At 58.9% G+C, this 24,867-nt stretch carries 25 protein-coding genes; 7 read left to right on the forward strand and 18 right to left on the reverse strand.

Annotated features, from left to right (window positions below; all coding sequences use genetic code 11):
- Positions 1 to 106: 106 nt before the first annotated feature.
- The 4 genes from ACVBEG_RS24015 to ACVBEG_RS24030 all read left to right on the forward strand — a co-directional run bounded on the left by ACVBEG_RS24015 (position 107) and on the right by ACVBEG_RS24030 (position 3,157).
- A complete protein-coding gene (locus ACVBEG_RS24015; protein ID WP_219063298.1) occupies positions 107 to 1,114 on the forward strand; it encodes a methionine ABC transporter ATP-binding protein in 1,008 nt (335 codons plus the stop codon).
- A complete protein-coding gene (locus ACVBEG_RS24020; protein ID WP_322177176.1) occupies positions 1,114 to 1,788 on the forward strand; it encodes a methionine ABC transporter permease in 675 nt (224 codons plus the stop codon). The genes ACVBEG_RS24015 and ACVBEG_RS24020 overlap by 1 nt, the downstream gene beginning before the upstream one ends.
- 98 nt (positions 1,789 to 1,886) lie before the next feature.
- Entirely contained in the window at positions 1,887 to 2,663 is a 777-nt protein-coding gene (locus ACVBEG_RS24025; protein WP_322218746.1) for a MetQ/NlpA family ABC transporter substrate-binding protein, read from the forward strand.
- Positions 2,664 to 2,731: 68 nt separating this feature from the next.
- Entirely contained in the window at positions 2,732 to 3,157 is a 426-nt protein-coding gene (locus tag ACVBEG_RS24030; RefSeq protein WP_322177174.1) for a VOC family protein, read from the forward strand.
- Between the two features lie 37 nt (positions 3,158 to 3,194).
- Here the strand turns inward: ACVBEG_RS24030 and ACVBEG_RS24035 are convergent, their stop codons facing one another.
- The 5 genes from ACVBEG_RS24035 to ACVBEG_RS24055 are packed head-to-tail and all read right to left on the reverse strand — an operon-like array spanning position 3,195 to position 7,129.
- Positions 3,195 to 3,827, reverse strand: coding sequence for an SCO family protein (locus ACVBEG_RS24035; RefSeq protein WP_322177173.1), 633 nt, complete (start codon positions 3,825 to 3,827; stop codon positions 3,195 to 3,197).
- Positions 3,824 to 4,723 (reverse strand): heme o synthase, encoded by a 900-nt coding sequence (gene cyoE / locus ACVBEG_RS24040; RefSeq protein WP_322177172.1) that lies wholly within the window; start codon positions 4,721 to 4,723, stop codon positions 3,824 to 3,826. Before cyoE ends, ACVBEG_RS24035 begins: the two co-directional genes overlap by 4 nt.
- A 35-nt stretch (positions 4,724 to 4,758) precedes the next feature.
- Positions 4,759 to 5,820, reverse strand: coding sequence for a COX15/CtaA family protein (locus tag ACVBEG_RS24045; RefSeq protein WP_416194646.1), 1,062 nt, complete (start codon positions 5,818 to 5,820; stop codon positions 4,759 to 4,761).
- A gap of 9 nt (positions 5,821 to 5,829) precedes the next feature.
- The gene (locus ACVBEG_RS24050; protein ID WP_322177171.1) at positions 5,830 to 6,423 is read right to left on the reverse strand and encodes a hypothetical protein; all 594 of its coding nucleotides are present in this window, start codon (positions 6,421 to 6,423) and stop codon (positions 5,830 to 5,832) included.
- Positions 6,389 to 7,129 carry an SURF1 family protein gene (locus ACVBEG_RS24055; RefSeq protein ID WP_447108362.1) on the reverse strand — a complete coding sequence of 247 codons (741 nt, stop codon included), beginning with the start codon at positions 7,127 to 7,129 and terminating at the stop codon, positions 6,389 to 6,391. Before ACVBEG_RS24055 ends, ACVBEG_RS24050 begins: the two co-directional genes overlap by 35 nt.
- A 73-nt stretch (positions 7,130 to 7,202) precedes the next feature.
- Here ACVBEG_RS24055 and ACVBEG_RS24060 point away from each other — a divergent pair, with 73 nt between their 5' ends.
- Complete coding sequence (locus tag ACVBEG_RS24060) at positions 7,203 to 7,406, forward strand: twin transmembrane helix small protein (protein ID WP_322177169.1); 204 nt, start codon at positions 7,203 to 7,205, stop codon at positions 7,404 to 7,406.
- Between the two features lie 9 nt (positions 7,407 to 7,415).
- On the opposite strand, the gene ACVBEG_RS24065 is transcribed toward ACVBEG_RS24060, so the two are convergent.
- From ACVBEG_RS24065 to coxB, 4 genes are all read right to left on the reverse strand, one after another.
- Entirely contained in the window at positions 7,416 to 8,303 is an 888-nt protein-coding gene (locus ACVBEG_RS24065; protein WP_322177168.1) for a cytochrome c oxidase subunit 3, read from the reverse strand.
- Between the two features lie 42 nt (positions 8,304 to 8,345).
- Positions 8,346 to 8,903: a cytochrome c oxidase assembly protein gene (locus tag ACVBEG_RS24070; protein ID WP_322177167.1), complete on the reverse strand. Its 558-nt coding sequence runs from the start codon at positions 8,901 to 8,903 to the stop codon at positions 8,346 to 8,348.
- 1 nt (position 8,904) lies between these two features.
- Positions 8,905 to 10,500: a cytochrome c oxidase subunit I gene (gene ctaD, locus ACVBEG_RS24075; protein ID WP_322177166.1), complete on the reverse strand. Its 1,596-nt coding sequence runs from the start codon at positions 10,498 to 10,500 to the stop codon at positions 8,905 to 8,907.
- Between the two features lie 70 nt (positions 10,501 to 10,570).
- Entirely contained in the window at positions 10,571 to 11,698 is a 1,128-nt protein-coding gene (coxB, locus tag ACVBEG_RS24080; protein ID WP_322177165.1) for a cytochrome c oxidase subunit II, read from the reverse strand.
- Between the two features lie 380 nt (positions 11,699 to 12,078).
- On the opposite strand from coxB, the gene ACVBEG_RS24085 reads away from it, so the two are divergent.
- A complete protein-coding gene (locus tag ACVBEG_RS24085; protein ID WP_322177164.1) occupies positions 12,079 to 12,732 on the forward strand; it encodes a hypothetical protein in 654 nt (217 codons plus the stop codon).
- A gap of 38 nt (positions 12,733 to 12,770) precedes the next feature.
- Here ACVBEG_RS24085 and ACVBEG_RS24090 read toward each other — a convergent pair whose 3' ends face one another.
- The 8 genes from ACVBEG_RS24090 to prlC all read right to left on the reverse strand — a co-directional run bounded on the left by ACVBEG_RS24090 (position 12,771) and on the right by prlC (position 22,966).
- The gene (locus ACVBEG_RS24090) at positions 12,771 to 14,297 is read right to left on the reverse strand and encodes a SulP family inorganic anion transporter (RefSeq protein ID WP_330201298.1); all 1,527 of its coding nucleotides are present in this window, start codon (positions 14,295 to 14,297) and stop codon (positions 12,771 to 12,773) included.
- Between the two features lie 115 nt (positions 14,298 to 14,412).
- A complete protein-coding gene (locus ACVBEG_RS24095) occupies positions 14,413 to 15,144 on the reverse strand; it encodes a carbonic anhydrase (protein ID WP_322177162.1) in 732 nt (243 codons plus the stop codon).
- Positions 15,145 to 15,300: 156 nt separating this feature from the next.
- Positions 15,301 to 16,359: a PA0069 family radical SAM protein gene (locus ACVBEG_RS24100; protein ID WP_322218737.1), complete on the reverse strand. Its 1,059-nt coding sequence runs from the start codon at positions 16,357 to 16,359 to the stop codon at positions 15,301 to 15,303.
- A gap of 90 nt (positions 16,360 to 16,449) precedes the next feature.
- The gene (locus ACVBEG_RS24105; RefSeq protein WP_322177160.1) at positions 16,450 to 17,709 is read right to left on the reverse strand and encodes a cytochrome c; all 1,260 of its coding nucleotides are present in this window, start codon (positions 17,707 to 17,709) and stop codon (positions 16,450 to 16,452) included.
- 12 nt (positions 17,710 to 17,721) lie between these two features.
- Entirely contained in the window at positions 17,722 to 19,506 is a 1,785-nt protein-coding gene (locus ACVBEG_RS24110; RefSeq protein ID WP_322177159.1) for a GMC family oxidoreductase, read from the reverse strand.
- A 2-nt stretch (positions 19,507 to 19,508) separates the two neighbouring features.
- Positions 19,509 to 20,255, reverse strand: coding sequence for a gluconate 2-dehydrogenase subunit 3 family protein (locus ACVBEG_RS24115; protein ID WP_322177158.1), 747 nt, complete (start codon positions 20,253 to 20,255; stop codon positions 19,509 to 19,511).
- A 375-nt stretch (positions 20,256 to 20,630) separates the two neighbouring features.
- The gene (locus ACVBEG_RS24120; RefSeq protein ID WP_322177157.1) at positions 20,631 to 20,918 is read right to left on the reverse strand and encodes a YheV family putative zinc ribbon protein; all 288 of its coding nucleotides are present in this window, start codon (positions 20,916 to 20,918) and stop codon (positions 20,631 to 20,633) included.
- Entirely contained in the window at positions 20,915 to 22,966 is a 2,052-nt protein-coding gene (prlC, locus tag ACVBEG_RS24125; RefSeq protein WP_447108363.1) for an oligopeptidase A, read from the reverse strand. Before prlC ends, ACVBEG_RS24120 begins: the two co-directional genes overlap by 4 nt.
- Positions 22,967 to 23,069: 103 nt before the next feature.
- Between prlC and ACVBEG_RS24130 the strand changes: the two genes are divergently transcribed.
- Positions 23,070 to 23,618, forward strand: coding sequence for a gamma carbonic anhydrase family protein (locus ACVBEG_RS24130; RefSeq protein WP_447108364.1), 549 nt, complete (start codon positions 23,070 to 23,072; stop codon positions 23,616 to 23,618).
- 141 nt (positions 23,619 to 23,759) lie between these two features.
- Here the strand turns inward: ACVBEG_RS24130 and ACVBEG_RS24135 are convergent, their stop codons facing one another.
- A complete protein-coding gene (locus ACVBEG_RS24135; RefSeq protein ID WP_447108365.1) occupies positions 23,760 to 24,824 on the reverse strand; it encodes an aminopeptidase in 1,065 nt (354 codons plus the stop codon).
- Between the last annotated feature and the right edge of the window lie 43 nt (positions 24,825 to 24,867).

Here is a 24,867-nt window from a genome sequence, read left to right on the forward strand (position 1 = left end):
AATGCGCGCCCGGCTTATCCAGCCGGTGTCCGCTGGTAGTAAGAACGCCTGAGCATCCGGCCACTTCCACCACCCTTTCTTACCGCGCCCCCACAAGGTTCGCTACGTGATCGAGTTTCATAACGTCCATAAAACCTATCGGGTCGCAGATCGGGAAATTCCCGCCCTGCACCCCACCAGCCTGCGTGTCGAAGACGGTCAGGTCTTCGGTCTGATTGGTCATTCTGGCGCGGGCAAAAGCACGTTGCTGCGCCTGATCAATCGCCTGGAAACCCCGAGTGGTGGGCAGATCATCGTCGACGGTGAAGATGTCACCGCGTTCGATGCCAACGCTCTGCGAGGCTTCCGGCAACAGGTCGGGATGATATTCCAGCACTTCAATCTGCTGTCCTCCAAGACCGTTGCCGATAACGTTGCCATGCCGCTGACCCTGGCCGGTGATATGTCACGCAGCCAGATCGATCAGCGCGTGGCCGAACTGCTTGAACGCGTCGGCCTGTCCGATCAGGCGAAGAAATACCCGACCCAGTTGTCTGGCGGCCAAAAGCAGCGGGTGGGTATTGCCCGTGCGCTGGCGACCAAACCGAAAATCCTGCTGTGCGATGAAGCCACCAGCGCCCTTGACCCGCAAACCACGGCATCGGTCCTGCAATTGCTGGCCGAGATCAATCGCGAGCTTAATCTGACCATTGTCCTGATCACCCACGAGATGGACGTGATCCGCCGCGTCTGCGACCACGTTGCCGTCATGGATGCCGGGAGGATCGTCGAGCAGGGCAGCGTGACGGATGTGTTCCTGCATCCCAAGCACCCGACCACCAAGCGTTTCGTGCAAGAAGACGAGCAAATCGACGAAGGTGAACTGCGCGATGATTTCGCCCATGTGCAGGGCCGCATCGTGCGCCTGACGTTCCAGGGTGATGCCACCTACGCACCGCTACTGGGCACTGTCGCCCGGGAGACCGGGGTCGATTACAGTATCCTCGCCGGGCGCATCGACCGAATCAAAGACACCCCCTATGGGCAACTGACCCTAGCCATTACCGGTGGCGACATGGAAGCAGCCTTCGCCCGCTTCACCGCCGCAGATGTTCACATGGAGGTGCTGCGTTGATGGATGCCCTGACCCACCTGTTTTCCAACGTCGACTGGTACGAAATCTGGATCGCCACGGGCGACACCCTGGTGATGCTCGGCGTGTCCCTGGCCTTTACTGTGCTCCTTGGGCTGCCGCTGGGCGTGTTGATGTTCCTGACCTCGCCGCGCCAGTTACTGGAGAACGACCGTCTGTATTCCGGCGTGGCATTGATCGTCAACCTGCTGCGGGCGTTGCCGTTCATCATTTTGCTGATCGTGATGATGCCACTGACCGAAATCATCACCGGCACATCGCTCGGGGTCCTCGGCACCTTGCCGCCACTGGTGGCGGGCGCCACGCCCTTCTTCGCTCGCCTGGTCGAGACCGCATTGAGGGAAGTGGATCGCGGCATCATCGAAGCGACCCAGGCCATGGGTGCCACCACTCGGCAAATCATCATCAAGGCACTGTTGCCAGAAGCGCGGCCCGGCATTCTGGCGGCCATAACCGTCACGGCTATCGCACTGGTGTCGTTCACCGCGATGGCCGGTGCAGTCGGTGCCGGAGGTCTGGGCGACCTGGCTATTCGCTATGGTTATCAACGCTTCCAGAACGATGTGATGTTTGTCACGGTCGTATTGTTATTGGTGCTGGTACAGATCCTGCAAACCATCGGCGACAAGCTGGTGACGCACTTCACCCACCGATAACAGCAATCGCTAAACACAATGGCGGGTCGCCGATCCGCCAAGGCCCGACCGGCCAGAGCCGTCCCGTCAGCAGGCGGCCGTTTCAACGGAGTTGGTGCATGAAAAAGCTACTCGCCGCATTGGCTGCAGTTGTTGCTCTGGGCGCGCACGCCGATGAAACTTTGACCGTCGGCGCCTCGGCTGTGCCCCATGCGGAGGTTCTTGAGTTCATCAAGCCGATGCTGGCCAAGGAAGGGATCGACCTGCAAATCAAGGTATTCAGCGACTACATCCAGCCCAATGCGCTGCTCGCGGATAAAAGCCTCGACGCGAACTTCTTCCAGCATCAGCCGGCCCTGAATGAGTTCAACAAAAGCAACGGCACCGACCTGATTGCCGTGACCAAGGTTCACGTCGAGCCCATGGGCGCTTACTCGAACGGCCTACTAAAAAAGATCGACGACCTGCCCGATGGCGCCAACATCGCCTTGCCCAACGAACCCGCCAACGAAGGTCGAGCCTTGCTGTTGCTGACCAAAGCCGGGCTGATCACGCTTAAAGATCCGGGCAACATCTTGTCAAAGCCTCAAGACATCGCCGAGAACCCGAAAAACCTGAAATTCCGCGAGCTGGAAGCGGCCACACTGCCGCGCGTGGTTACCCAGGTTGACCTGACGCTGCTCAACACCAACTACGCGATGAGCGTCAAACTGGACCCTGCCAAAGACGCGTTGCTCATCGAAGGCAGCGACTCGCCTTACGTGAACATCCTCGTAGCACGTCCGGAAAACAGAGACTCGATTGCCATGCAAAAACTGGTCGTCGCCTTGCACAGCCCGGAACTGAAGCAATTCATGCTGGAAAAATACCAGGGTGCAATCGTTCCGGCATTCTGATCAAACACCCCCACGCGCCATTAGCCTAGACTCAGGACACTTTCACTCCCTGAACGAGGATGCTTGTCATGGCGCTGCCCCCCTTCCACTTGGCGGTACCGGTCTATGACCTGGCGGCTGCCCGGCATTTCTACGGCGATGTATTCGGTTGCAGCGAAGGCCGCAGCAGCGAGCATTGGGTCGACTTCAATTTCTTCGGCCACCAGTTGGTGATTCACCACCAAGCAAAAAGCACGTCGCAGGAGCAAGCCCTGAGCAATCCGGTGGACGGCCATGATGTGCCCGTGCCGCATTTCGGCGTGGTGCTGGAATGGGATCAATGGGAAGCGCTGGCCGATCGACTCCAATCCCGGGAAACCGCGTTCGTTATCGAGCCATACATTCGCTTCAAGGGCCAGGTGGGCGAGCAGGCGACCATGTTCCTGCTCGACCCGTGTGGCAATGCGCTGGAGTTCAAAGCCTTCAAAGACATTGGCCAGTTGTTTGCCAAGTGATGTCGCCTTCATTCGCGAAACGGCCATCAGCGTCCGGTTACTCCCGGACCAACAACCCCGGCAATTGCGCGATCATTTTCTGGTTATTCAGCGGCGACCGGATAAACCCGCGCTGGGTGCCGTCCGGACCAAGCAGGGCGAGGTTGCCGCTGTGGTCGACGGTGTAGTTGGGCTTACTGGTGTCGGCAGGGATGAATGGAATGCTCACGGCGTTGGCGAGTTTCTGGATGTCGTCGACGGGCGCGGTCACGCCCTGGAACTCGGGGTCGAAGTAGCCCAGGTATTGCTTGAGCTGCTGCGGTGTATCGCGATTGGGGTCGACGCTGACCAATACGATTTGCAGCTTGCCCACAACGTCCTTGGGTAATTCGCTTTTGATCTGGCGCAGCTGGGCGAGCGTGGTTGGGCAGATATCCGGGCAAAAGGTATAGCCGAAAAACAGCATCGTCCATTTACCCTTCAACTCATTCATGACGACCGGCTTGCCATCCTGATTGGTCATCTTCACGTCAGGCAGACTGCGGCTGGTAGGTAGCAGGATGATGCCTGCATCAATCAGCGCCGTCGGATCGCCCTGTCCTCTGCCAGACAGCACCTTGTTGACGGTAAGGCCCAGGACCAACGCCACCAGGGCGACCAGAATAAAAACGGTTTTCTGAACTCGAGTCATAGATTCAACAATAAGTAGTGGTCGACAAGCAGCGCGATAAACAGCAGGAACAAGTAGTAAATAGAGTACTTGAAGGTGTTGATCGCCGCGTGCGGCTTACTGCCACGGTACAGCACCCAGGCCCATTGCAGAAAGCGCGCACCCAGCCCCAGGGCACACAGCAGGTACAGCATGCCGCTCATGTGAATCACGTAGGGCATGAGGCTGACCGCGAGCAGGACGAAGGTGTACAGCAGAATATGCACCTTGGTGTAATGCTCGCCGTGGGTGACGGGCAGCATCGGGATGTCTGCCTTGGCGTATTCCTCTTTGCGATGGATCGCCAGCGCCCAGAAGTGCGGCGGGGTCCAGGCGAAGATGATCAGCACCAGCAGCAGCGGTTCGGCGCTGACATGCCCGGTGATGGCAACCCAACCCAGCAGCGGCGGCGCGGCCCCGGCCAGGCCGCCGATCACAATATTCTGCGGTGTGGCGCGCTTCAAAAAGCCGGTGTAAATCACTGCATAGCCGAGCAACGAGGCCAGCGTCAGCCACGCCGTGAGCGGGTTGGTGAACGCCAACAGCAAGGCTTGCCCGGCCACCGCCAGCAGCAAGGCAAAGGTCATGGCCGACGCAGGTGACACGCGTCCTTCAGCGATTGGTCGCTTGTGGGTGCGTGCCATCACGGCATCAATGCGTCGATCCACCACGTGATTGACCACCGCCGCGCCGCCCGCGCAAAAAGCGATCCCCATGTTGCCAAACACCAGTACCGTCCAAGGCACTCCAGCGCGTGTGGCGAGGAACATGCCGACCAGTGAGGTGATCAGCATCAGCACCAACACTTTGGGCTTGGTCAGTTCGAGGTAGTCACGCCAAATGGCCTGGCTGTGTCGCTCGCTGATTAGAGTAGCCATGGCGTCTCTCCTTCTCGTTATTATTCTGTGCCAGGTTATTTGCCGGGTTGAAGCTGCCCGTGAGCCGATCCTTGCACTTCAAAGCGGTGTCGGCGTTTCGTCTTGGTCGCCCAACCAAGGGCTGAGCGTGTGCGGTAATTCACCAGGGTCAGGGTCAACATCAAGGCCGCACCACCAGCGTTATGGGCCACGGCAATCGGCAGCGGCAGATGAAAAATCACGTTGCTGATACCCAATCCCACCTGAGCCGCCAGGGCCAGCAAAACCAGAGAAGCCATGCCTTTGAGCCCGGCTCGCTGCAGTTGCCAGGCCAGCGCCAGCAGTACCAAGGTCACCACGACTGCGCCGACGCGATGCGTCAGGTGGATCGCGGTGCGGGCATCACTGTCCAGTTGCCCCCCCAGATAGTTCGGGCCTATGTGCTGCGTGAGGTGAAAGCCATTGGCGAAGTCTGCTTTGGGCCACCATTCGCCATGACAGGTGGGCAAGTCGATACAGGCCACTGCGGCATAGTTGGAGCTGACCCAGCCGCCGAGGGCGATTTGCCCAATCACCAGCACCAACCCCAACGCCGCCAGAAGGCGTAATCGAGAAGGTAGCTGCGGCAAGGGTGCAAAGGCCCCGGACAAACGCAGCGTCAGCAAAAACAGCAGGCTCAAGGTCGCGACGCCGCCGAGTAAATGCGCCGTAACCACCTGCGGCCATAGCTTGAGGGTCACCGTCCACATGCCAAACGCGGCCTGAGCGATGACCACGCAGAGCATCAGCAGCGGCAATTTCAGCGGCTGCCCACCGTTATGGCGACGACGCACGGCCTGGGCCGCCAGCGCCATGATCATCAGCGCCAGCGTGCCCGCGAAGTAACGGTGGACCATCTCGTTCCAGCCCTTGCGGGCTTCTACCGGTGCCTCGGGAAAGTGCAATTCGGCATGCGCCAGTTGCGTCTCGCCGTTGGGCACACTGATAAAACCGTAACAGCCAGGCCAGTCCGGACATCCCAACCCTGCGTGGGTCAGCCGGGTGTAGGCACCGAGCAACACCACAACCAGCGCAAGCAGCGTGGCAAACAAAGCGAGGCGAAATCCAGGTCTGGCCATGACGATGCCCTATCCGATGTTCGACAGTTTCAACAGTTGGCGTAGATCGTTGAGCAGGTCCTTGCCGTCGACCTTGGCGTCGTAACGCAGCACCAGGTTGCCGTGGGGATCGACGATCCAGAGGTGTGGCGCTTCAACGCCGGGTGCAAGGGTGTTGTACCGCGATAGATCCAGCGGATAGCGCTGCAACTGCGGGTATTCGCGCGTCAGCTTCGCCGAGTAATTGGCCTCCAGCGGTTGTGCGGTAGCCAGCGCATGGCTGGCGCGAGTCGCATCACGGCCAAGACCGATCTGGACCTGCCGCGCCAGATAGACCAGCTGTTGGCAATCTGCCGCACAGCCCTGCGGCGCACTGACCAGCAGTTGCCAACGGGGCTCGTCGGCCGGCACCCCGAGGTCGGCGCGACCTTGCCCGTTACCGATCAGCTCGCCGTGGTAGCTGCGGCCGTCCGGCACCCAGAACTGCAACTTGTACATGCCGGTCGCCAGAAGGATCGGGCCGAGGGCCACCAGCAACACCAGAATCAGTTGCAAACGTCCCTTGCGGCGACCCTGCGGCGCGCGTGTTTCAGACATGTTGAGTGGATTCATGGCCGCTCCCATGGTTTTTCTCCTTGGCGTTGTGTAATCCGAGGTACAGATAAAGGCCGAACAGCGCCGCCGCCATGGCGAACCACTGAACGGCGTAACCGAGGTGTTTTTCCGGGCCCATCGCCACCACCTGCCAATCGAGTTGATACGCAGCAACGCCCGGCTCAAGCCGCAATTCATCGGCATACCCCTGGCGTCCCAGTTCGGGCCAGAGCGTTGTCGGATCCACCGCCGTGACCAAACGCGGCCATGGGGCACCCACAGGGTCGGGCGCTAATTGGAAGGTGGCGCCAGACGGCACATACACCCAGGCGTTGAGGTTCAAGACTTGGCTGGGGGTGTTGAATACCGGCGGCGTGCGACGTTCCGGCCAAGGCAGCCAGCCACGATTGACCAGCAGCCACAACCCGCTGGCCTGATCGTGAAACGGTTGGATCAACTCGACACCGGGCCTGCCGCCACGGGTGCTGTTGTCCAGGAGCAGGGTGTGTTCGGCGTCGAACTGGCCGCGCAACTGCACGCGACGATAGGCGGGGTCGACTGTTTGTTCGAGGTGGGTGCCCGGCATCGGTTCAGCCGCGCGGCGCTCGGCGTAATGGGTCAGCAATACGCGTTTTTCCTCGCCTCGATCAAGCTGCCAGAAGCCGAGAAAAATCAGCAGCGGCAGTAACAGAAACACCACCACTGTCGGTGCCCGGCCAGGTTGGAAGCGCTTCATGACATGCCCCCATTGTGGGTAGCTATACTGCAATACATCGCCTATACCTCCCCCAACGTCATGGAGTTTCATCATGCTCAAAGCGGCGATTGTTCTACTGCTTATTGCCACGATGATCAGTCTATTCAGCGGCCTGTTCTTTCTAGTCAAAGACGACAGCGGTTCCACCCGAGTGGTAAGGGCCCTGACCGTGCGTGTCAGCCTGACCGCCATCACCGTCATCCTGATTGCGTGGGGCTTCTACAGTGGTCAATTGGTCTCTCACGTCAGCTGGTAAGCCTTGCCTCTACAAGACGTAGACAAAGACAAACAGGCCGATCCACACCACGTCGACAAAGTGCCAATACCAACTCGCCGCCTCGAAGCCGAATTGATGCTCGGCATCAAAGTGCCCGCGCATCACCCGCATCAACATCACAAACAGAATGATCGTGCCAATGGTGACGTGGGCCCCGTGAAACCCGGTGAGCATGAAGAAGGTTGCGCCATAAATGCCTGAGCCGAGGGTCAGCCCCAGCTCGTGATAGGCCTCGATGTATTCGGTAGCCTGCAACGCCAGAAAACCCAGCCCCAACAAGACCGTCAGTGCCAGCCAGATTTTCAGGGCGCCGCGATGGCCTTTTTTCAACGCATGGTGAGCGATGGTGACCGTGACACTGGAGCTGACCAGCAAAAGGGTGTTGATCAGCGGCAAATGCCACGGATTGATGATCTCTTTAGGACCCGGGAAAAGTTTTGGATCAGGGGTATTCATCAGCGGCCAGGCGTACTGGAAATTAGGCCAGAGCATGTGTGAGATGCCCTTGGAGCCCTCACCGCCCAGCCAGGGACCCGACAGGTTGCGCACGTAAAACAGGGCACCAAAGAAGGCGATAAAGAACATCACTTCAGAAAAAATGAACCAGCTCATACCCCAGCGGAACGAGCGATCCATCTGCGCACTGTACAGACCGCTGCGGCCTTCCTTGATCACGGCACCGAACCAGCCAAACAGCATGTAGGCCAGTAGCAGGCCGCCGACGAAAAAGATCAGTGGCCCGTGGGAATCAGGCCGTCCTGCCTTCATGTCGTTGAACCAAGTGCCCAGGCCGAACATCGTGACGAACATGCCAACCGTGGCGATGATCGGCCATTTGCTTTGCGCGGGAACGTAGTAATGCTCGTAAATTGCCATCTTATTGTTCTCCTTATCGGGCGCCCTGGATGAATCCAGGTCCTAACCGCCATTGCTTGCCACTTTTGCAGCCGGTGGTTGGCGAGCGGTGATATCGAACAGCGTGTAAGCGAGCGTCAGTTCTTTCTGGCTCTTGGGCAGGTCGCGATCAACGATGAATCGCACCGGCATTTCAATGCGTTCCCCCGGCTGCAGCACTTGCTGGGTGAAGCAAAAGCATTCGGTCTTGTGGAAGTAAACCGCGACGTCGCCCGGCGAAATGCTGGGGACAGCCTGCGCCGTCATCGGCTTGTTGGTCGGGTTATGGGCCACGAACAGCATCTCGTTGACCGCACCGGGATGCACAATCAGTTCCTCCGCCTTGGGGTAGAAGTCCCAAACCATGTCGACGTTGTTGCTCGAGACAAACTGCACCCGCACCTGACGATTCAGATCAACGACCTGCGACCCTTCATATTTATCGCCGGTCTTGCCGTTGATACCGAGCGTTTTGCACATCACGTCGTACAGCGGCACCAAAGCAAAACCGAAGGCGAACATCACGACCACCAGCAATAACAGGCGGATCACCAGGCGTTTGATCGAGCGCGCTTCGCTCATGTCATTTCACTTCCGGAGGTGTCGTGAAGGTGTGATAGGGCGCAGGCGAAGGAATACTCCACTCCAGGCCCTCAGCGCCGTCCCACGGTTTGGCCGGTGCTGGCGGACCACCACGAATGGTTTTGATCACGATGAACAGGAAGAAAAGCTGCGTCGCGCCAAAGGTGAAGGCACCGATGGACGACACCATGTTGAAGTTGGCGAACTGCAGGTTGTAGTCCGGAATCCGGCGCGGCATGCCCGCCAAACCAAGGAAGTGCATCGGGAAGAAGGCCATGTTCATGCCCACGAACGACAACCAGAAATGCAGCTTGCCGAGGGTTTCGTCATACATGTGCCCGGTCCATTTCGGCAGCCAGTAATAGGCCGACGCGAAGATCCCGAAGATCGCACCCGGCACCAGTACATAGTGGAAATGCGCGACCACGAAGTAGGTGTCCTGATACTGGAAGTCCGCCGGGGCTATCGCCAGCATGAGCCCGGAGAAACCGCCAATGGTAAATAGGATCACGAACGCCACCGCGAACAGCATCGGTGTCTCGAAGGTCAGCGACCCCTGCCACATGGTACTGACCCAGTTGAACACCTTGACCCCGGTGGGCACGGCGATCAGCAGGGTGGCATACATGAAGAACAACTCGCCCACCAGCGGGATACCGACCACGAACATGTGGTGGGCCCAGACGATGAACGACAGGAAGGCGATACTCGCCGTGGCATAAACCATCGACGTGTAGCCAAACAGCGGTTTGCGCGAGAAGGTCGGGATGATCGAGCTGACCGCGCCGAATGCCGGCAGGATCATGATGTACACCTCAGGGTGCCCGAAGAACCAGAACACGTGCTGGAACAACACCGGGTCACCGCCGCCCGCCGCACTGAAGAAGCTGGTGCCGAAGTGGATGTCCATCAACATCATGGTCACGCAACCTGCCAGCACCGGCATCACCGCAATCAACAGGAAGGCCGTGATCAGCCAGGTCCAGACGAACAGCGGCATTTTCATCAAGGTCATGCCGGGCGCACGCAGGTTGAGAATGGTCGCGATCACGTTGATCGCGCCCATGATCGAGCTGATGCCCATCAAGTGGATGGCGAAGATGAAGAAGGTCACGCTTTCCGGCGCGTAGGTGGTCGACAGCGGGGCGTAGAAGGTCCAGCCGAAGTTCGGCCCACCACCCGGCATGAACAGCGTCGACACCAGCAACAGGAACGCAGCCGGGAGCAACCAGAAACTGAAGTTGTTCATCCTCGGCAGGGCCATGTCCGGTGCGCCGATCATCAACGGGACCATCCAGTTGGCGAGGCCGACGAACGCGGGCATCACTGCACCGAACACCATCACCAGCCCGTGCATGGTGGTCATCTGGTTGAAGAAGGCCGGCTCGACGATTTGCAGACCCGGCTGGAACAGCTCGGCACGAATCACCATGGCGAAAGAGCCGCCCAGTAAAAACATGCAGAAGCTGAACCACAGGTACAGAGTGCCAATGTCTTTGTGGTTAGTCGTCAGCACCCAACGCATCAGGCCTTTTGCGGGGCCGTGAGCGTGGTCATCATGGCCGGCGTGGCCATGGTCATCGATCACTGCACTCATGTCCTGTCTCCTGCAAAACGGGGAGCGAAGCACGCCAGGGCGAAACGAGAGGAATAGGCAATTGAAGGGATCATTTGCTGTCCGCCTGTTTCAGAGCCAGCACGTCTTTGGGGGTGACCATGTCGCCTTTGCTGTTACCCCATGCATTACGCTCGTAGGTCACCACCGCCGCGATATCGACCTCGGAAAGCTGTTTGCCGAACGCCGCCATGGCCGTGCCTGGCCGACCATGGAAGACCGTGCTCAAGTGGTCTGCCTTAGGCCCGGTGGCCACCTTCGAGCCTTTCAGCGCCGGGAACATCGGTGGCAAACCCTGACCCTCGGCCTGGTGACACGCCACGCAGGTGGTGTGGTAGACCTTGTCGCCGCGGGCGACCAGCTCATCCAGTGTCCAGTCTTTGCTGGTCAGTTCTTTTAGTTTGACCGTCTCGGCTTTGCGTCCCGCCAGCCAGGTATCAAAATCGGCCTGGGACTTGGCCTCGACCACAATGGGCATGAAACCGTGGTCCTTGCCGCACAGTTCAGAGCACTGACCGCGATAGATGCCAGGCGTATCGACGCGGGTCCAGGCTTCGTTGACGAACCCCGGAATGGCATCGCGTTTAACCGCAAAGGCCGGCACCCACCAGGAGTGGATAACATCGGCTGCGGTCACCAAAAAGCGTATTTTCACACCCACCGGGACCACCAACGGTTCGTCGACTTCCAGCAGGTAATTTTCGCCCTTGGCTTCTTTGTTATGAATCTGAGCCGCCGGGGTCGCCAGGTTGCTGAAGAACTCGACGTCTTGCCCCAGGTATTTGTAATGCCATTTCCACTGATAACCGGTGATCTGAATATCAAGCGCCGACTCACTGGTGTCGTACATCTTGATCAGGGTTCTGGTCGCCGGAATGGCCATTACGATAAGGATCAGGAGGGGCACAATCGTCCAGAGAATTTCGACGGTCGTGCTCTCATGAAACTTGGCTGCCACCTGACCGGTGGAGCGACGGTGGACGATCATCGACCAGAACATGGCGCCAAATACCACAACGCCGATCACCACACAGATCCAGAAGATGGTCATGTGCAGGTCGAATACTTCGTGACTGACTACAGTCGCTCCCGGCGCCATATTCGTGGTCCAGGCGGCTTGTGCCTGGCTGAATACCGACCACAACAGGAGGCCCATCCAGACATGTGGATGTCGCATCATTGCGGGTTCCCCTTATCGTTCTTGTTATCCCGCCGGCTTTCACCTGCGGCCAAGGGAGCGACGGCCAAGAATGGGGACTTGGCGGTCGGGGCCAGGGCTGCAAATGCAGTCGGGCGTCACCAGCTAATCTTCCTTCAGCCCCGAGTATAGACAGCGACTCAGACCTCGCAATGCGATGTGGCGAAACTAGTTAGCTGGCTAAATTGTCGATTCGGGGCTATATCGGGCGCGAAATGTGTAACGCAATTGGACACGCCTTAGATCTCATTCACATAAATGTGAATTTGTTATGACAAATGCGTCTTATAAAATTTTATAAGCACGCTACCGTATGACTTCGTTTTCTTTTCAATCCTGCTTCACTGCTTTCAGGAGCCTTCATGAACACCGCCGCTTTGCGCGAGCAGATTCAACGTGCACATCAACACGAGGCCGAAACCGGCCAATTGTCACGTCAGCTGGAAACTCAATTGCCACACCTTCACCCTGCCATTCACCTGCCTGAACTGGACGCAAAGGGTGTTCTGACACGTTTTGTTGCAGCTTATATCGAGTTGGTTCCGGACTTGCTCGACGCCGCCCACGAGGTCGCGCTCGAAGCCGGTATCGAGGATCAAATCAAACCCGTATTGAAGATCGCCGAACACTTTTTTCTTCAGCCGCCGACAATCATGGACGGCCACGAGGGTCTGGACAGCCTGCTGGATGAAGCCTATCTGGCCCATCGTCTGGTCGAAGAAGTGAATGACCTCTACATCAAGCACTTCGGCCAACCGCTGATTCCATCGAATACCACCGTGGCCAGCGTGATTGCCCACCAGTTGATTGGCGAAGCGTTCGCCAATCAACTGGACGAAGCGGTCCATCATGCCGTAGACGAAATGCTCGACGATGAAAGCTTCGCGCTCGATTCCGTCGAAGCCTATCGCGACCGCCTGATCAGCCCGGACACCGAAGCCGCATGGAAGCGCTGGCCGTGTCTGTCGCGCCAGCTGGGCGTCGGGCTTGATCTAGAGCAAACCCGCGCCGTCTGACACCACGGCTTGCAGCGCACCGCCACACCGCGCACGACTCAGGCCGAACCAAGGCCTGCCGTTGTGCGCAATCTCCCCTCCAGTCGACGCTTAAGGCCACGAGGCTCGATGATCAACCGCGAGCCTGTGGCCGCATTGGCGCGTCCCCACTCTTCAAGCAGCTCAAGACACGAGTGGTCGATATAACTCAGGTTATTGAGCGGCACATGCACCGTGCTGCCGTGCGGAACGGTCCCCAGAATCCGGGTCAACATCGGGACTTTGAGAAAGGTCGCAGCGCCCATCAATCGCAACTCCATTTCCCCCTCGGCTTCGAGATCAACCAGACTGACCTTCAAACGCGATGCTTTCCAGGCCAGTTTGGCCAAGGTCATACCGAAACCGATCAACACTCCGGTCAACAGATCCGTAAAGATGATCGCCACTGCAGTTGCGGCGTAGGTGAACATCGGCATCCGGCCATAGCGACCCAGCCCGCGAAAGGCCTTGAGGTCGACCAGTTTCAACCCGGTATAGACCAGAACGCCCGCCAGGCTGGCGACCGGAATGCTTTGCAGCACACTGGACAGCAGCAACACGAAGGCCAATAACCAGACGCCGTGAAAAACCGCTGACAGCCGTGTACGAGCACCGGCCTGGACGTTGGCCGAGCTGCGCACAATGACCCCGGTCATCGGCAGGGCACCGAGCAAACCGCAGAGCATGTTGCCCACTCCTTGGGCGGTCAGTTCCCGGTCGAAATCCGAACGCGGGCCATTGTGCATGCGATCCACCGCAGCGGCGGACAACAACGTCTCGGCACTGGCGATAAATGCCACCGCGAAGGCCGCGATCAAAATACCCGGATCCGCCAGACTCAGCAGGTCGGCGGGGCGCAACCAGTCAATGGCCTCAGCAAGATTGGCCGGCACCTCGACGCGCTTGATTTGCAGGGCGAACGCCAGGCTGACAACGGTGGCAAGACCGACACCCAGCAACGCCCCTGGTACAAAGCGCAACGCCGTTGGTCGCCATTTGTCCCACAGCCACATCACCACAATCGTACCCAGCCCAAGCATCCCGGCCTGTAAGCCGGTGCCCGGTCCGATAGCCTGGATCAGGGTCGCGGGGAACCCGATCAGGTTATCCAGCCCGGACGGTTTGGGTCCGCCATCAAACATCACATGCACTTGAGACAGGACGATCAGCACGCCAATCCCGGCGAGCATGCCGTAGACCACCGCAGGCGCGGTGACCCGAAACCAGCAGCCAAGCTTGAAGCGCCCCGCCAAAACCTGCAGCAGACCCGCCAGAAGCAGGATCGGCCCCAACATCGCCATCCCGTGTTCGCGCACCACTTCAAAGACCAGGACCGCCAAACCGGCGGCCGGACCGCTGACCTGCAACGGCGAGCCGGCCAGCCAACCCACCACCAGACCACCGATAATGCCCGTGATCAGCCCTTTGGCAGGCGGCATGCCCGAGGCAATGGCAATACCCATGCACAAGGGCAGGGCGACGAGGAACACCACCACGGAAGCCAATAGCTCCCGAGGCAAAACGGATTTCAGTTCTGCAGTACCCATGACGACTCTCCGGGATTCTTCAGACGTAACAAGGCCCGCCAGCGCATAGAAAGCACTGCCGTTAAAGGCCCAAGAAGGATTTTATGAAAGTCAGCTGTGAATCAGACGCGAGCGTCTAAAACCGCGCTCTGGGTGTTGCCACCGGTATCGGATGGGTGCCGTCGAGCGGCAGAAACCGGTCTTGCGAGGCATCGTAAGCCAGGATTTCGCTGGTCTCGATGCTGTAGACCCAACCGTGGATGAACAAGTGACCACTGGCCATCTTCGACGCTACCGAAGGGTGCGTGCGCAAATGCTGCAACTGGGCGATGACGTTTTCCTGGGTCAACACGTGCATGCTTTCCTGTTCATTGGCGCAATGACAGTTGTCTTCGACCACCGTCTTGGCGACTTCGGCATGCCGCAGCCATGCCTTGACCGTGGGCATTTTCTCCAGAGTTTGAGGGTTGAGGACGGCGCGCATGGCGCCGCAATCGGAATGCCCGCAAATGATGATGTGCTGCACGCCCAAGGCGATGACCGCGTATTCAATGGCGGTGGAAACGCCGCCATTCATCTGACCGTAAGGCGGCACGACATTCCCGACGTTACGGGTAACGAACAGGTCGCCGGGGGCGCTTTGGGTGATCAGCTCGGGAACGATGCGTGAATCGGCGCAGGCGATGAACATGGCCCGAGGACGCTGAGCCGTGGCGAGCTTCTTAAAGAGTTCTTCCTGCTGCGGGAAGATCTCATGACGAAAATGCAAAAAACCGTCAACGATATGCTGAAGCGCTGCCTCGGCATTTTCCGTCTCTGGCGAGGCGCTGGCCGACGCAGCCGGAGGCTGTTTATCCATGTCACTCATGTCTGGTTCTCTCTGACGGATTGATGTGGATTTTCCTGCTGCTCCTGGAGCGCGACTGATCAGTCACTCCAGGGTCGACAGTAGCCGTCCAAGCTTAATTGAAACTTAATAAAACGCCCTAGGCCGAGGTTCCCGGGGCCAATGGGGACTGCCTCACTACAACAACGACATCTGCCCCCCTGGCGGACAAAACGCGTCGCAATCCAGATCAAAGCCTTCGCGCCGGTTCAGGCCCAACCGCTTGATCGCCACACTGTAACGCCGGGCCAGCAAATCGGCGAATGGTCCTTCACCGCGCATCCGTACGCCAAAACGACTGTCATACACCTCGCCGCCGCGACTCTGCCGAATCAGGCTCATGACATGCGCTGCCCGCTGTGGATAGTGCGCCTGAAGCCACTCCTCGAACAACGGGGCGACCTCCAGCGGTAAACGCAGCATCACGTAGCTTGCGCTCAATGCACCGGCCGCCTTGGCTTCAGCCAGCAAGCTTTCCAGCTCACTGTCGTTGATCATCGGGATCATGGGCGCGCACAACACGCCAACGGGAATGCCCGCCTCACGCATCACCCGAATCGCCCTCAGCCGCGCCTTGGGCGCCGCCGCACGAGGCTCAAGGATACGTTTGAGCTCATCATCAAGGGTCGTCAGGCTGATAAACACCGACACCAGCCGCTGCTTTGCCAACTCGGCGAGCAGATCAAGGTCACGCAGAATCAACGACCCCTTGGTGATGATCGTCACCGGATGACGATAGCGCAACAACACGTCCAGGGTCGCGCGGGTGATTTTGTATTCACGCTCAATCGGCTGATAAGGATCGGTATTGGACCCCAACGTGATCGGCGCGCATCGGTAGCCCGGCTTGGACAGTTGCTGCTCCAACACCGCAGCAGCGTTGGTCTTGGCGATCAGCTTGGTCTCGAAATCCAGCCCAGGCGACATGTCCCAATAGGCGTGGCTGGGCCGCGCATAACAATAAATGCAACCGTGCTCACAGCCGCGATAAGGATTGATGGAGCGGTCGAAAGGAATGTCCGGCGAGGTGTTGCGCGTAATAATGGTTTTCGCCGTCTCGCTACGCACCTCGGTGCCTTGGGTCCGCGGTACTTCCTGATACCAGCCGTCATCCTCCGCGACCGAACGGTTGGGCGCGAAGCGATTGTGTGGATTACTCGCGGTTCCGCGTCCGCGCGGGGGCAGAGCAGTGGGCATTAGGGTTCTCCGGATACTGTCTATGCATACAGTATCCGCGACCAACCCTTTTGCCTAGCGTCACCGGGCGAGCGGTCCCTCACACATTAATCAACCGGCCTTGCGGATGCTTGCGACATCCCCAGCCTTCACCGTTCCCGCCTGATTCCCCCAACTGCTGCGGATGAAGTTGACCACATCAGCCACTTCCTGATCCGACAGACGCCAGGCGTAGGCGGGCATGGTGAAGGTCGACGGCGCGGTATGGGTCGCCGCCAGCGTGCCGCCTTTGAGGACGATGTGAATCAACGAGGTCGCGTCTTCGGACTGCAACACCGGGTTGCCTGCCAGTGCCGGGAACACGCGGGTATAGCCGTGGCCATCGGTGCGGTGGCAGGCGGCGCAGTTATCGATGTAGACCGCAGCGCCGGCTTTGCTGTCATCGCCTTTCCACAGCGCTTTGGCGACCTGCTCATCGTATTGATGGGGCTGATCGTCAAGGTTGTTGGCAGGCAGGGTTTTCAGGTAACGGGCGATGGCGGTCAAATCTTCATCGCTCATGTATTGCATGCTGTGCACGATCACGTCGGTCATACCACCGAACACTGCGCTGCGGTCGCTGCGGCCGGTTTTGAGGAACTGAACCAGCTGCGCCTCGGACCAGCTCCCCAGGCCATCTTTATGATCGCCACGCAGGCTTTTGGCGATCCAGCCTTCAAGCGGTGCGCTGCCGGACAGGAATACGCTGCCTTCATTCGCGCTCAAGGCTTTTTCCTGCATGCTGATGGCCCGCGGTGTGTGGCACGCGCCGCAATGGCCAAGGCCTTCAACCAGGTACGCGCCACGACTGACCACTGCATCTTGCGCGACTGGTGCCCGATAGGCCTCGACCTTCGGCGCGAACATCCAGCGCCAGCCCGTCAACGGCCAGCGCATGCTCAATGGCCAGGGGATGTCGACGGCCTTGTTGTCCTGAACGACGGGCTCTACACCTTTCATGAAGTACGCGTACAACGCTTGCATGTCGGCTTCGGTCACTCGCGCATACGATGGATAGGGCATGGCGGGGTACAAGGTGCTGCCGCTTTTGGCGACACCCTGACGCACAGCGTTGTCAAAGTCCTCGAAGCTGTAGGCGGCTATGCCGGTCTTGTCCGGGGTGATGTTGGTCGAGTAAATCGTGCCAATGGGCGTTTCCATAGGCAGCCCACCGGCGAATGGCTTGCCATCCTTCGCGGTGTGGCAGGCCACGCAGTCACCGGCACGCGCCAGGTATTCGCCCTGTTTGATTAACCCCGAGTCCGGGTTATCAACAGCGAAAGCAGGGGCACCAAAACACAGGGCCAAGGTCGCGATAAGCAGATTTTTCATGATCATCGCTCCTTATGCCTGAACCAGCGGGCCTGGGTTTTTCAGGTACTGCTCGCGAATTGCCTTGGCCGACCAGTAGGTCAGCGCAGCCACCAGACCTGTCGGGTTATAACCAAGACCTTGTGGGAAAGCTGACGCCCCCGGGACGAAAACGTTATGCACGTCCCAGCTCTGCAGGTAGCGATTGATCACACTGGTTTTCGGGTCGGTGCCCATGATCGCGCCGCCGTTCAGGTGGGTGGTCTGGTAGGCAGCTGTGTTGAAGTGCTCGCCCACTTTTTTGCCCAACACGGCGATGGCTTTGGGGTTCATGGCTTCGGCAATTTTGCTCAGTTTCGAGACCATGAACTGGTTCATCTTGATGTCGTTTTCCTGCCAGTCGAAGGTCATGCGCAATAAAGGCTGGCCGTAGGCATCGTGGTAGGTCGGATCGAGATCCAGGTAGTTACCCCGGTAGGACTGATGCGCACCGTGAGCGTCCATCGACACCTGATGCGAATAAAAATCGGCGGTGGTGCGCTTCCAGGCGCTGCCCCAGGCCGGCGTACCCGGAGGGTTGGACGTACCGGCGATTGGCCGGCTGCCCGCCTGGTTGACCCACATCGGTGAGCCCCCGACGAAACCGTGCGGCCCGTGATCGAAGTTGTCCGCGTTGAAGTCATCAATCGCAACGCCCGCGCCACCCGCACCGATGAAGTTGTTGGTGTACACGTCTTTGTCGAAGAACGCCTTGATGGTTGCCATGTTCTGGTAGGCGAAGTTTTTGCCGACCACGCCTTCTCCGGTTTTCGGGTCGTAAGGCTTACCAATCCCGGAAAGCAGGAGCATGCGTACGTTATTAAACTGGAACGCACCGAGGATCACCAGATCGGCCGGCTGCTCGATTTCCCGGCCCTGCGCATCGACGTAAGTCACGCCGGTGGCCTTGGTTTTGCTGCTGTCGAGGTTGATTCGCAGTACATGGGAATTGGGCCGTAGCTCGAACGTCGGGGTCTGTTTGAGCGCGGGCAGAATATTCACGTTGGGTGAGGCTTTGGAATACATGTAGCACACGTACCCGCTGCAAAATCCGCAGAAATTGCACGGCCCCATCTGCGCGCCATAAGGGTTGGTGTAAGGCCCTGAGGTATTGGCCGAGGGCAGGTCATACGGCTTGTAGCCCGCGACGCCGGCAGCTGTATGAAACAGCTGCGCGGAGTAGGTTCTTTTCTGCGGCACCAGGGGGAAATGATCGGAGCGATCGGGCGCATATGGATTGCCACCTTTGCCCTGGCCGACATTCTCGCCCTTGACCGTCCACGCCTGACCGGAGGTGCCGAAGACTTTCTCGGCGAAGTCGAAGTGCGGCTCCAGCTCTTCATAGCTGACGCCGAAATCCTGAATGGTCATGTCCTTGGGGATAAAGCTTTTGCCATAGCGCTCTTCGTAATGACTGCGCATGCGAAGCTCGATTGGGTCGACCCGAAAATGCACGCCGGACCAATGCAAACCCGCGCCGCCCACACCATTGCCGGGCAGAAACGCACCGAGTTGGCGGTTAGGCAGGGCCACGTCATTGACGCTGTGACGGATGGTCACGGTTTCCTTGGAGATGTCCTGAAACAGCTTTTTGCGCACGCTGTAGGTCAGTTCGTCGATTACCTGAGGATAGTTACCGTCCGGGTAGGTGTCTTGCATCGGTCCGCGTTCAAGGGCGAGCACATTGAGCCCGGCCTCGGTGAGTTCCTTGGCCATGATTGCGCCGGTCCAACCAAAGCCGATGATCACTGCATCGACCTTCTTCATGATGGTTGCCATGCTCAAGCCCTCTCGCCGCGAATAGACACTGCCGGGAACGGGTAGGGCTCGTTGCGTTCGACCCAATCCATGAAATCGGCGCGAGCGCCTGGGAAACCGACCATGGTCCAGCCAACCAGGCCCTTATTGCCACCGTGGATCGGGTCGCAGAAAAAACCCTCCTTGGTGTTTTGCAGCAACAGATTGAAAAACAGACTCGGCGGCACGCTGTCGAACGTCGCCTTGCCTGCTTCCAGCTGCTTGAGTGCCTCGTCCTGCGCAGACGGGCTCAACTCGGCGAAGACCTTGCCGTATTGCTGTTTGCACCAGATGTCGCAGTCAGCGATGCCCAGACGGTAGATGTCCTTGGGCACCAGCTTGCTCTGCCAACCCATTTCCTTCGGCGCGTCGGCCACGAAAGGCCCTTGCATGAACCACAGTGCACCGCTGGCATACGGCGTGTTCATCTGCCGATCAATGTATTCCGGCGCACCGGCTTCCAGGGCGCCAGGACCTTGTTCGTCATCCGGAATCAGGCGCGCGACCGCCGCGTTGATGAAGGCCCATTCTTCAGCCGTGAAATAATTCGGCTCGTACACCCCATGACTGGCAGGGGCTTCGGGTGGCGGTGTGGCGGTGGTCACGACCGGTGGTTGGGCCAACACGACGCTACTGCCCAGACCGAAACCAGCACTGGCAACCGTCACCACGGGGATCAACGTCAGGGTTTTGCGCAGAAACTCACGCCGCGGATTGTCTTGCTCAGACATGGGAGACCTCATCTTGCGATCACGGTTAAGGAGCCGCTCTTGGACGGCCAGTCTTTTCGGGGCTGTTGGGTCGCACAGACAAGGTGTCACGACTTTGATTACAGAACACGCCGGCAAGCTTTAGTTACAAATGGTAGCAGGCTAACAATAAGAAAAATCGTTTCAGCATCAAAAATCAGATCATTCCGACAAATGAAATCGGTATCAGATTCGAAATAACCGTTCGTTTAGGCGAAAAAAGACCATTCCCGTCTCTGGCGAGCGGTTATGTTTTGGAGGGGATATCGGGGAAATACCTGCAGGAGGCCCCGCCCCGTCGTCGATAGCGCGGCGTCGACGATGGGATGGCATCTCCTGCAGGGGGAAACCAGCGATCTAGCTTGGATCAACCGGCTTTTTCAGCTTGGGATTAGGGAAAAACTGCACGCCCTGCACCTTTGGATCGGCCGCTTTTACCACTGGTTTGTTGACCCGCGTGCCGAGTTCTTTGGGCACGGACAGCCCCTGCTCGTTGAGGGTGTCGGAGTAACCGCAGCCCACACATTCGCGATGAGGGACGTCGTTCTCGCTCCACATCATCAACTTGTCAGGCTCGCTGCACGCCGGGCAGACAGCCCCGGCAATAAAGCGTCTTTTGGTGATCGTTACCGGTGCCTCAGTCATAGTGCCGCTCCCTCACTCAAGCCTGAATGGCGCAAGAGTGCGTCAATCGTCGGCTCACGTCCGCGGAAGTCGACGAACAGCACCATCGGCTCCTGTGAGCCGCCGCGCGCCAGAATCGCTTCGCGGAACGCGCGACCGGTGTCGGAGTTGAACACCCCTTCTTCCTCGAACTTCGAGAACGCATCGGCCGACAACACTTCAGCCCACTTATAGCTGTAGTAACCCGCCGCGTAACCGCCGGCAAAGATGTGCGCGAAGCTGTTGGGGAAGCGGTTATAGGCCGGCGGACGCATCACCGACACTTCATCGCGAATGCCCTCAAGCACTTGCAGCACACTGCGACCGTCGCCATGGGTGGCGTGCAGTTCGAAGTCGAACAGCGAGAATTCCAGCTGGCGAACCATCATCAGTCCGGACTGAAAGTTCTTCGCGGCGAGCATTTTTTCCAGCAAGTCCTGCGGCAGCGCATCGCCGGTTTCGTAATGCGCTGAAATCAGCGCCAGGCCTTCAGGCTCCCAGCACCAGTTCTCCATGAACTGGCTCGGCAACTCGACCGCGTCCCACGCCACGCCGTTGATACCCGACACGCCCGCGTGTTCGACGCGGGTCAGCAGGTGATGCAGGCCATGACCGAATTCGTGGAACAGGGTGGTCACTTCATCGTGGGTCAGCAGCGCAGGCTTGCCGCTTACCGCAGGGGTGAAGTTGCACACCAGGTTCGCCACCGGATTTTGCAGCAGACCTTTAGCCGTACGACGACGATCCCGTGCGCCGTCCATCCAGGCGCCGCCACGTTTGTTGGCGCGAGCATAGAGGTCGAAGAAGAAGCGTCCGACGTGTTGGCCGTTTTCTGTGATTTCGAACAGACGAACATCCGGGTGCCAGGTGTCAAAACCTGTTTGCTCGGCGATTTCAATGCCATACAGGCGCTGCACGATAGCAAACAGGCCGGTCAGCACTTTATCGATGGGGAAGTAAGCGCGCAGGGTTTCCTGGGAGACGCTGTAGCGTTGCTCACGGAGCTTTTCCCCGTAGAAACCGCTGTCCCAGCTTTGCAGGTCGGCGCAGCCTTGCTCGGCGGCATAGGCCTTGAGCTGTTGCAGGTCTTGAACGGCGAACGGCTTGCTGCGTTTGGCCAGATCGCGCAGGAAACTCAACACGTGATCGCTGGTCTCAGCCATTTTGGTCGCCAGGCTCAACTCGGAGAAGCTGGCAAAACCGAGCAGCTGGGCCAATTCACGGCGCAGGTCGAGGATGTCTTCCATGACCGGACCGTTGTCATTCTGACCGGCATTCGGGCCCTGATCGGAAGCTCGGGTGCAGTAGGCCGCGTAAATTTCTTCACGCAGGGCGCGGTCTTCGGCGTAAGTCATTACCGCGTAGTAGCTCGGGAATTCCAGGCTGATCAACCAGCCGTCGAGGTCCTTGGCCTTGGCTGCGGCGGCCATCTGCGCTTTGGCCGAGTCCGTTAGGCCGGCGAGGGCGGCTTCGTCGGTAACGTGCTTGGTCCACGCCTGCGTCGCATCGAGCAGTTGGTTGGAGAAGCGGCTGCCCAGCTCAGACAATTTGCTCTGCACTTCGGCATAACGCTGTTGCTGTGCAGGCGGCAAGTCGATACCCGACAGGCGGAAATCACGCAGCGAGTGTTCGAGAATGGTTTTCTGCGCCACGTCGAAGCTGGCGGCTTCCGAGCTGTTGGCCAATGCCTCGAAAGCCTGGAACAGTTCGCGGTTCTGGCCCATCTCGGTAGAGTAGGCACTCAACGCTGGCAGGCAAGACTCATAGGCCTCGCGCAATTCGGCGCTGTTGCACACGGCATTCAGGTGGCTGACCGGGCTCCAGGCCGCGCCCAGGCGGTCATTGAGCTCGTCCATGGCCAGGATCAGACCGGCCCAGGTCGGCTGTTTGCCCTGGGTAACGAGGATCTCGGCAATCGCGCTACGGTTGTCGGCAAGGATCTGGTCAATCGCCGGTTTGACGTGCTCGGCGCGGATCGCCGAGAAGGGTGGCAAGTCATACGGCTGCAAAAGAGGGTTGTTCGCGCTCACGGTTTAGCACCTTGGCTGGAAGAATCACTGGCACATCTTAATTACAATCGACGCTGACCGCAGCACTCAGACCCATCTATAAGTCTCAGAGAAGGAACCTATCGTGGCTATTCGCAAGTATCAGCACCACATTCCAGTGCTCGCCGAGCGCGCATTTGTCGACTATTCGGCGGTGGTGATCGGCGATGTAGAGATTGGCACCGACAGTTCGATCTGGCCGTTGACCGTAATTCGTGGCGACATGCACCGCATCCGCATCGGCGCGCGCACCAGCGTCCAGGATGGTTGCGTGCTGCATATTACCCATGCGGGCCCGTTCAACCCGGACGGCTTTCCCCTGCTGATTGGCGATGAAGTGACCATCGCCCATAAAGTCATGCTGCATGGCTGCACGGTCGGTAATCGCATCTTGATCGGCATGGGCAGCATCGTCATGGACGGTGCGGTGGTCGAGGACGAGGTGATCATCGGCGCTGGCAGCCTGGTACCGCCGGGCAAGCGATTGGAGAGCGGCTTTCTGTACGTTGGCAGCCCGGTGAAACAGGTGCGGGCGCTGACAGACAAAGAGCGCGCATTCTTCAGCTACAGCGCCAGCAACTACGTGAAGCTCAAGGATCAACACCTGGCCGAAGGTTACGATCAGCCGCTGTGAGCTGATCCCCTGTAGGAGCTGACTTGTCTGCGAATAAGCCCGGCACGGGCTTCCGACGGGTTTGGGTTTGACCCTGCCGCCATGATCGGGATCAAGGGGCAGCCGGTGGGCCGCGTTGAATGGTCTTCGCAGCTCCTACAGTCATGTGTCTGATCCCGCCAGCCTCCGCAACGCCGCCTTGCGCTGTTCCATCGGCAGCGCTCCCAGCTTTTCCACTGCGCCGTAGAACGCGGGCCAGTCACCGTTGACCTGCTTGAACAGCGCGGCAAATGCCTGCACCCACTGGTCGTAGAGTCCAAAGGGCAGCAGTTTGGCGTTGTTCATCGGCGCATTGATCCAGGGATCGAAGCGTTTATCGCCTGCCCACTGCGTATCGCGCATCTGCCGATAATCACGGCGCAACCGCTCGAACTCCGCCGCTTTGCGCTCACGCATCATCTCGGCCGCGAGTGGCTGATCGTACAGTGCCTTCAAGCGTTCCCGAGTATCCAGAACCAACTGAATAAACTGATCATTCTGTTTCGAGGCCGCCAGGCTTTGCGGGGCCAACCCTCGTGCCGCCCGCCATTGGCGGGCGCCTTCCTGCTCGACGAAGTTGGCATAGGACTCGTTGAACTCAGTGTCGTCCTTCACATAAAAACGCTGATGCGCCAGCTCGTGAAAAATCAACGCGGCCATGCGCTCATCACCCCGACTGAGCATCGAGCTAAGAATGGGATCGTCGAACCAGCCCAGCGTGGAATATGTTTCTACCCCACTGACGTAGACATCCATGCCTGCCTGACGCTGCAACGCGGCCTCGCCTCTGGCTGCGCCCTGGCTGTAATAACCGCGATACGCGACGCACCCGGCGACTGGAAAGCAATGGGTGACCGGGTCCAGCGAGAACGCCCCTGTCGCGAACACATTCCACACCACATAAGGTCGGCCGATATCGACATACAGGCGGTAGCTGGGGTTATCCGGCAGGTGCAGTTGATGGCTGGCGAAAGCCCGAGCCTGCTGCGATTTGATCAGATGCTCGCGCAATGCCGGGGCGCTATTGGGGTCGGCGATGACCTCGGCCACCGGTTCACGGGCATGCAGCAAGCGCCATTGACCGCTGGCCAGTTGGCTGTAGTAATCGATGCTGGAGCAGCCGCCAAGCAAGAACAACGTCAGTAGCGCAAAACCACGGCTGAGAAACAGCCTGTCGTGTCGAATCATGCTCCGGCCTTAATCTCTTATTGAATAAGCGTTATGCCGGACA

This window comes from Pseudomonas sp. GG8, from assembly GCF_052976945.1.

Coding starts and splice junctions, on each gene's coding strand:
- ACVBEG_RS24020 (WP_322177176.1), top strand. CDS start 1,114: ATGGATGCCCTGACCCACCTGTTTTCCAACGTCGACTGGTACGAAATC.
- ACVBEG_RS24025 (WP_322218746.1), top strand. CDS start 1,887: ATGAAAAAGCTACTCGCCGCATTGGCTGCAGTTGTTGCTCTGGGCGCG.
- ACVBEG_RS24030 (WP_322177174.1), top strand. CDS start 2,732: ATGGCGCTGCCCCCCTTCCACTTGGCGGTACCGGTCTATGACCTGGCG.
- ACVBEG_RS24035 (WP_322177173.1), bottom strand. CDS start 3,827: ATGACTCGAGTTCAGAAAACCGTTTTTATTCTGGTCGCCCTGGTGGCG.
- cyoE (WP_322177172.1), bottom strand. CDS start 4,723: ATGGCTACTCTAATCAGCGAGCGACACAGCCAGGCCATTTGGCGTGAC.
- ACVBEG_RS24045 (WP_416194646.1), bottom strand. CDS start 5,820: ATGGCCAGACCTGGATTTCGCCTCGCTTTGTTTGCCACGCTGCTTGCG.
- ACVBEG_RS24050 (WP_322177171.1), bottom strand. CDS start 6,423: ATGGGAGCGGCCATGAATCCACTCAACATGTCTGAAACACGCGCGCCG.
- ACVBEG_RS24055 (WP_447108362.1), bottom strand. CDS start 7,129: ATGAAGCGCTTCCAACCTGGCCGGGCACCGACAGTGGTGGTGTTTCTG.
- ACVBEG_RS24060 (WP_322177169.1), top strand. CDS start 7,203: ATGCTCAAAGCGGCGATTGTTCTACTGCTTATTGCCACGATGATCAGT.
- ACVBEG_RS24065 (WP_322177168.1), bottom strand. CDS start 8,303: ATGGCAATTTACGAGCATTACTACGTTCCCGCGCAAAGCAAATGGCCG.
- ACVBEG_RS24070 (WP_322177167.1), bottom strand. CDS start 8,903: ATGAGCGAAGCGCGCTCGATCAAACGCCTGGTGATCCGCCTGTTATTG.
- ctaD (WP_322177166.1), bottom strand. CDS start 10,500: ATGAGTGCAGTGATCGATGACCATGGCCACGCCGGCCATGATGACCAC.
- coxB (WP_322177165.1), bottom strand. CDS start 11,698: ATGATGCGACATCCACATGTCTGGATGGGCCTCCTGTTGTGGTCGGTA.
- ACVBEG_RS24085 (WP_322177164.1), top strand. CDS start 12,079: ATGAACACCGCCGCTTTGCGCGAGCAGATTCAACGTGCACATCAACAC.
- ACVBEG_RS24090 (WP_330201298.1), bottom strand. CDS start 14,297: ATGGGTACTGCAGAACTGAAATCCGTTTTGCCTCGGGAGCTATTGGCT.
- ACVBEG_RS24095 (WP_322177162.1), bottom strand. CDS start 15,144: ATGAGTGACATGGATAAACAGCCTCCGGCTGCGTCGGCCAGCGCCTCG.
- ACVBEG_RS24100 (WP_322218737.1), bottom strand. CDS start 16,359: ATGCCCACTGCTCTGCCCCCGCGCGGACGCGGAACCGCGAGTAATCCA.
- ACVBEG_RS24105 (WP_322177160.1), bottom strand. CDS start 17,709: ATGAAAAATCTGCTTATCGCGACCTTGGCCCTGTGTTTTGGTGCCCCT.
- ACVBEG_RS24110 (WP_322177159.1), bottom strand. CDS start 19,506: ATGGCAACCATCATGAAGAAGGTCGATGCAGTGATCATCGGCTTTGGT.
- ACVBEG_RS24115 (WP_322177158.1), bottom strand. CDS start 20,255: ATGTCTGAGCAAGACAATCCGCGGCGTGAGTTTCTGCGCAAAACCCTG.
- ACVBEG_RS24120 (WP_322177157.1), bottom strand. CDS start 20,918: ATGACTGAGGCACCGGTAACGATCACCAAAAGACGCTTTATTGCCGGG.
- ACVBEG_RS24135 (WP_447108365.1), bottom strand. CDS start 24,824: ATGATTCGACACGACAGGCTGTTTCTCAGCCGTGGTTTTGCGCTACTG.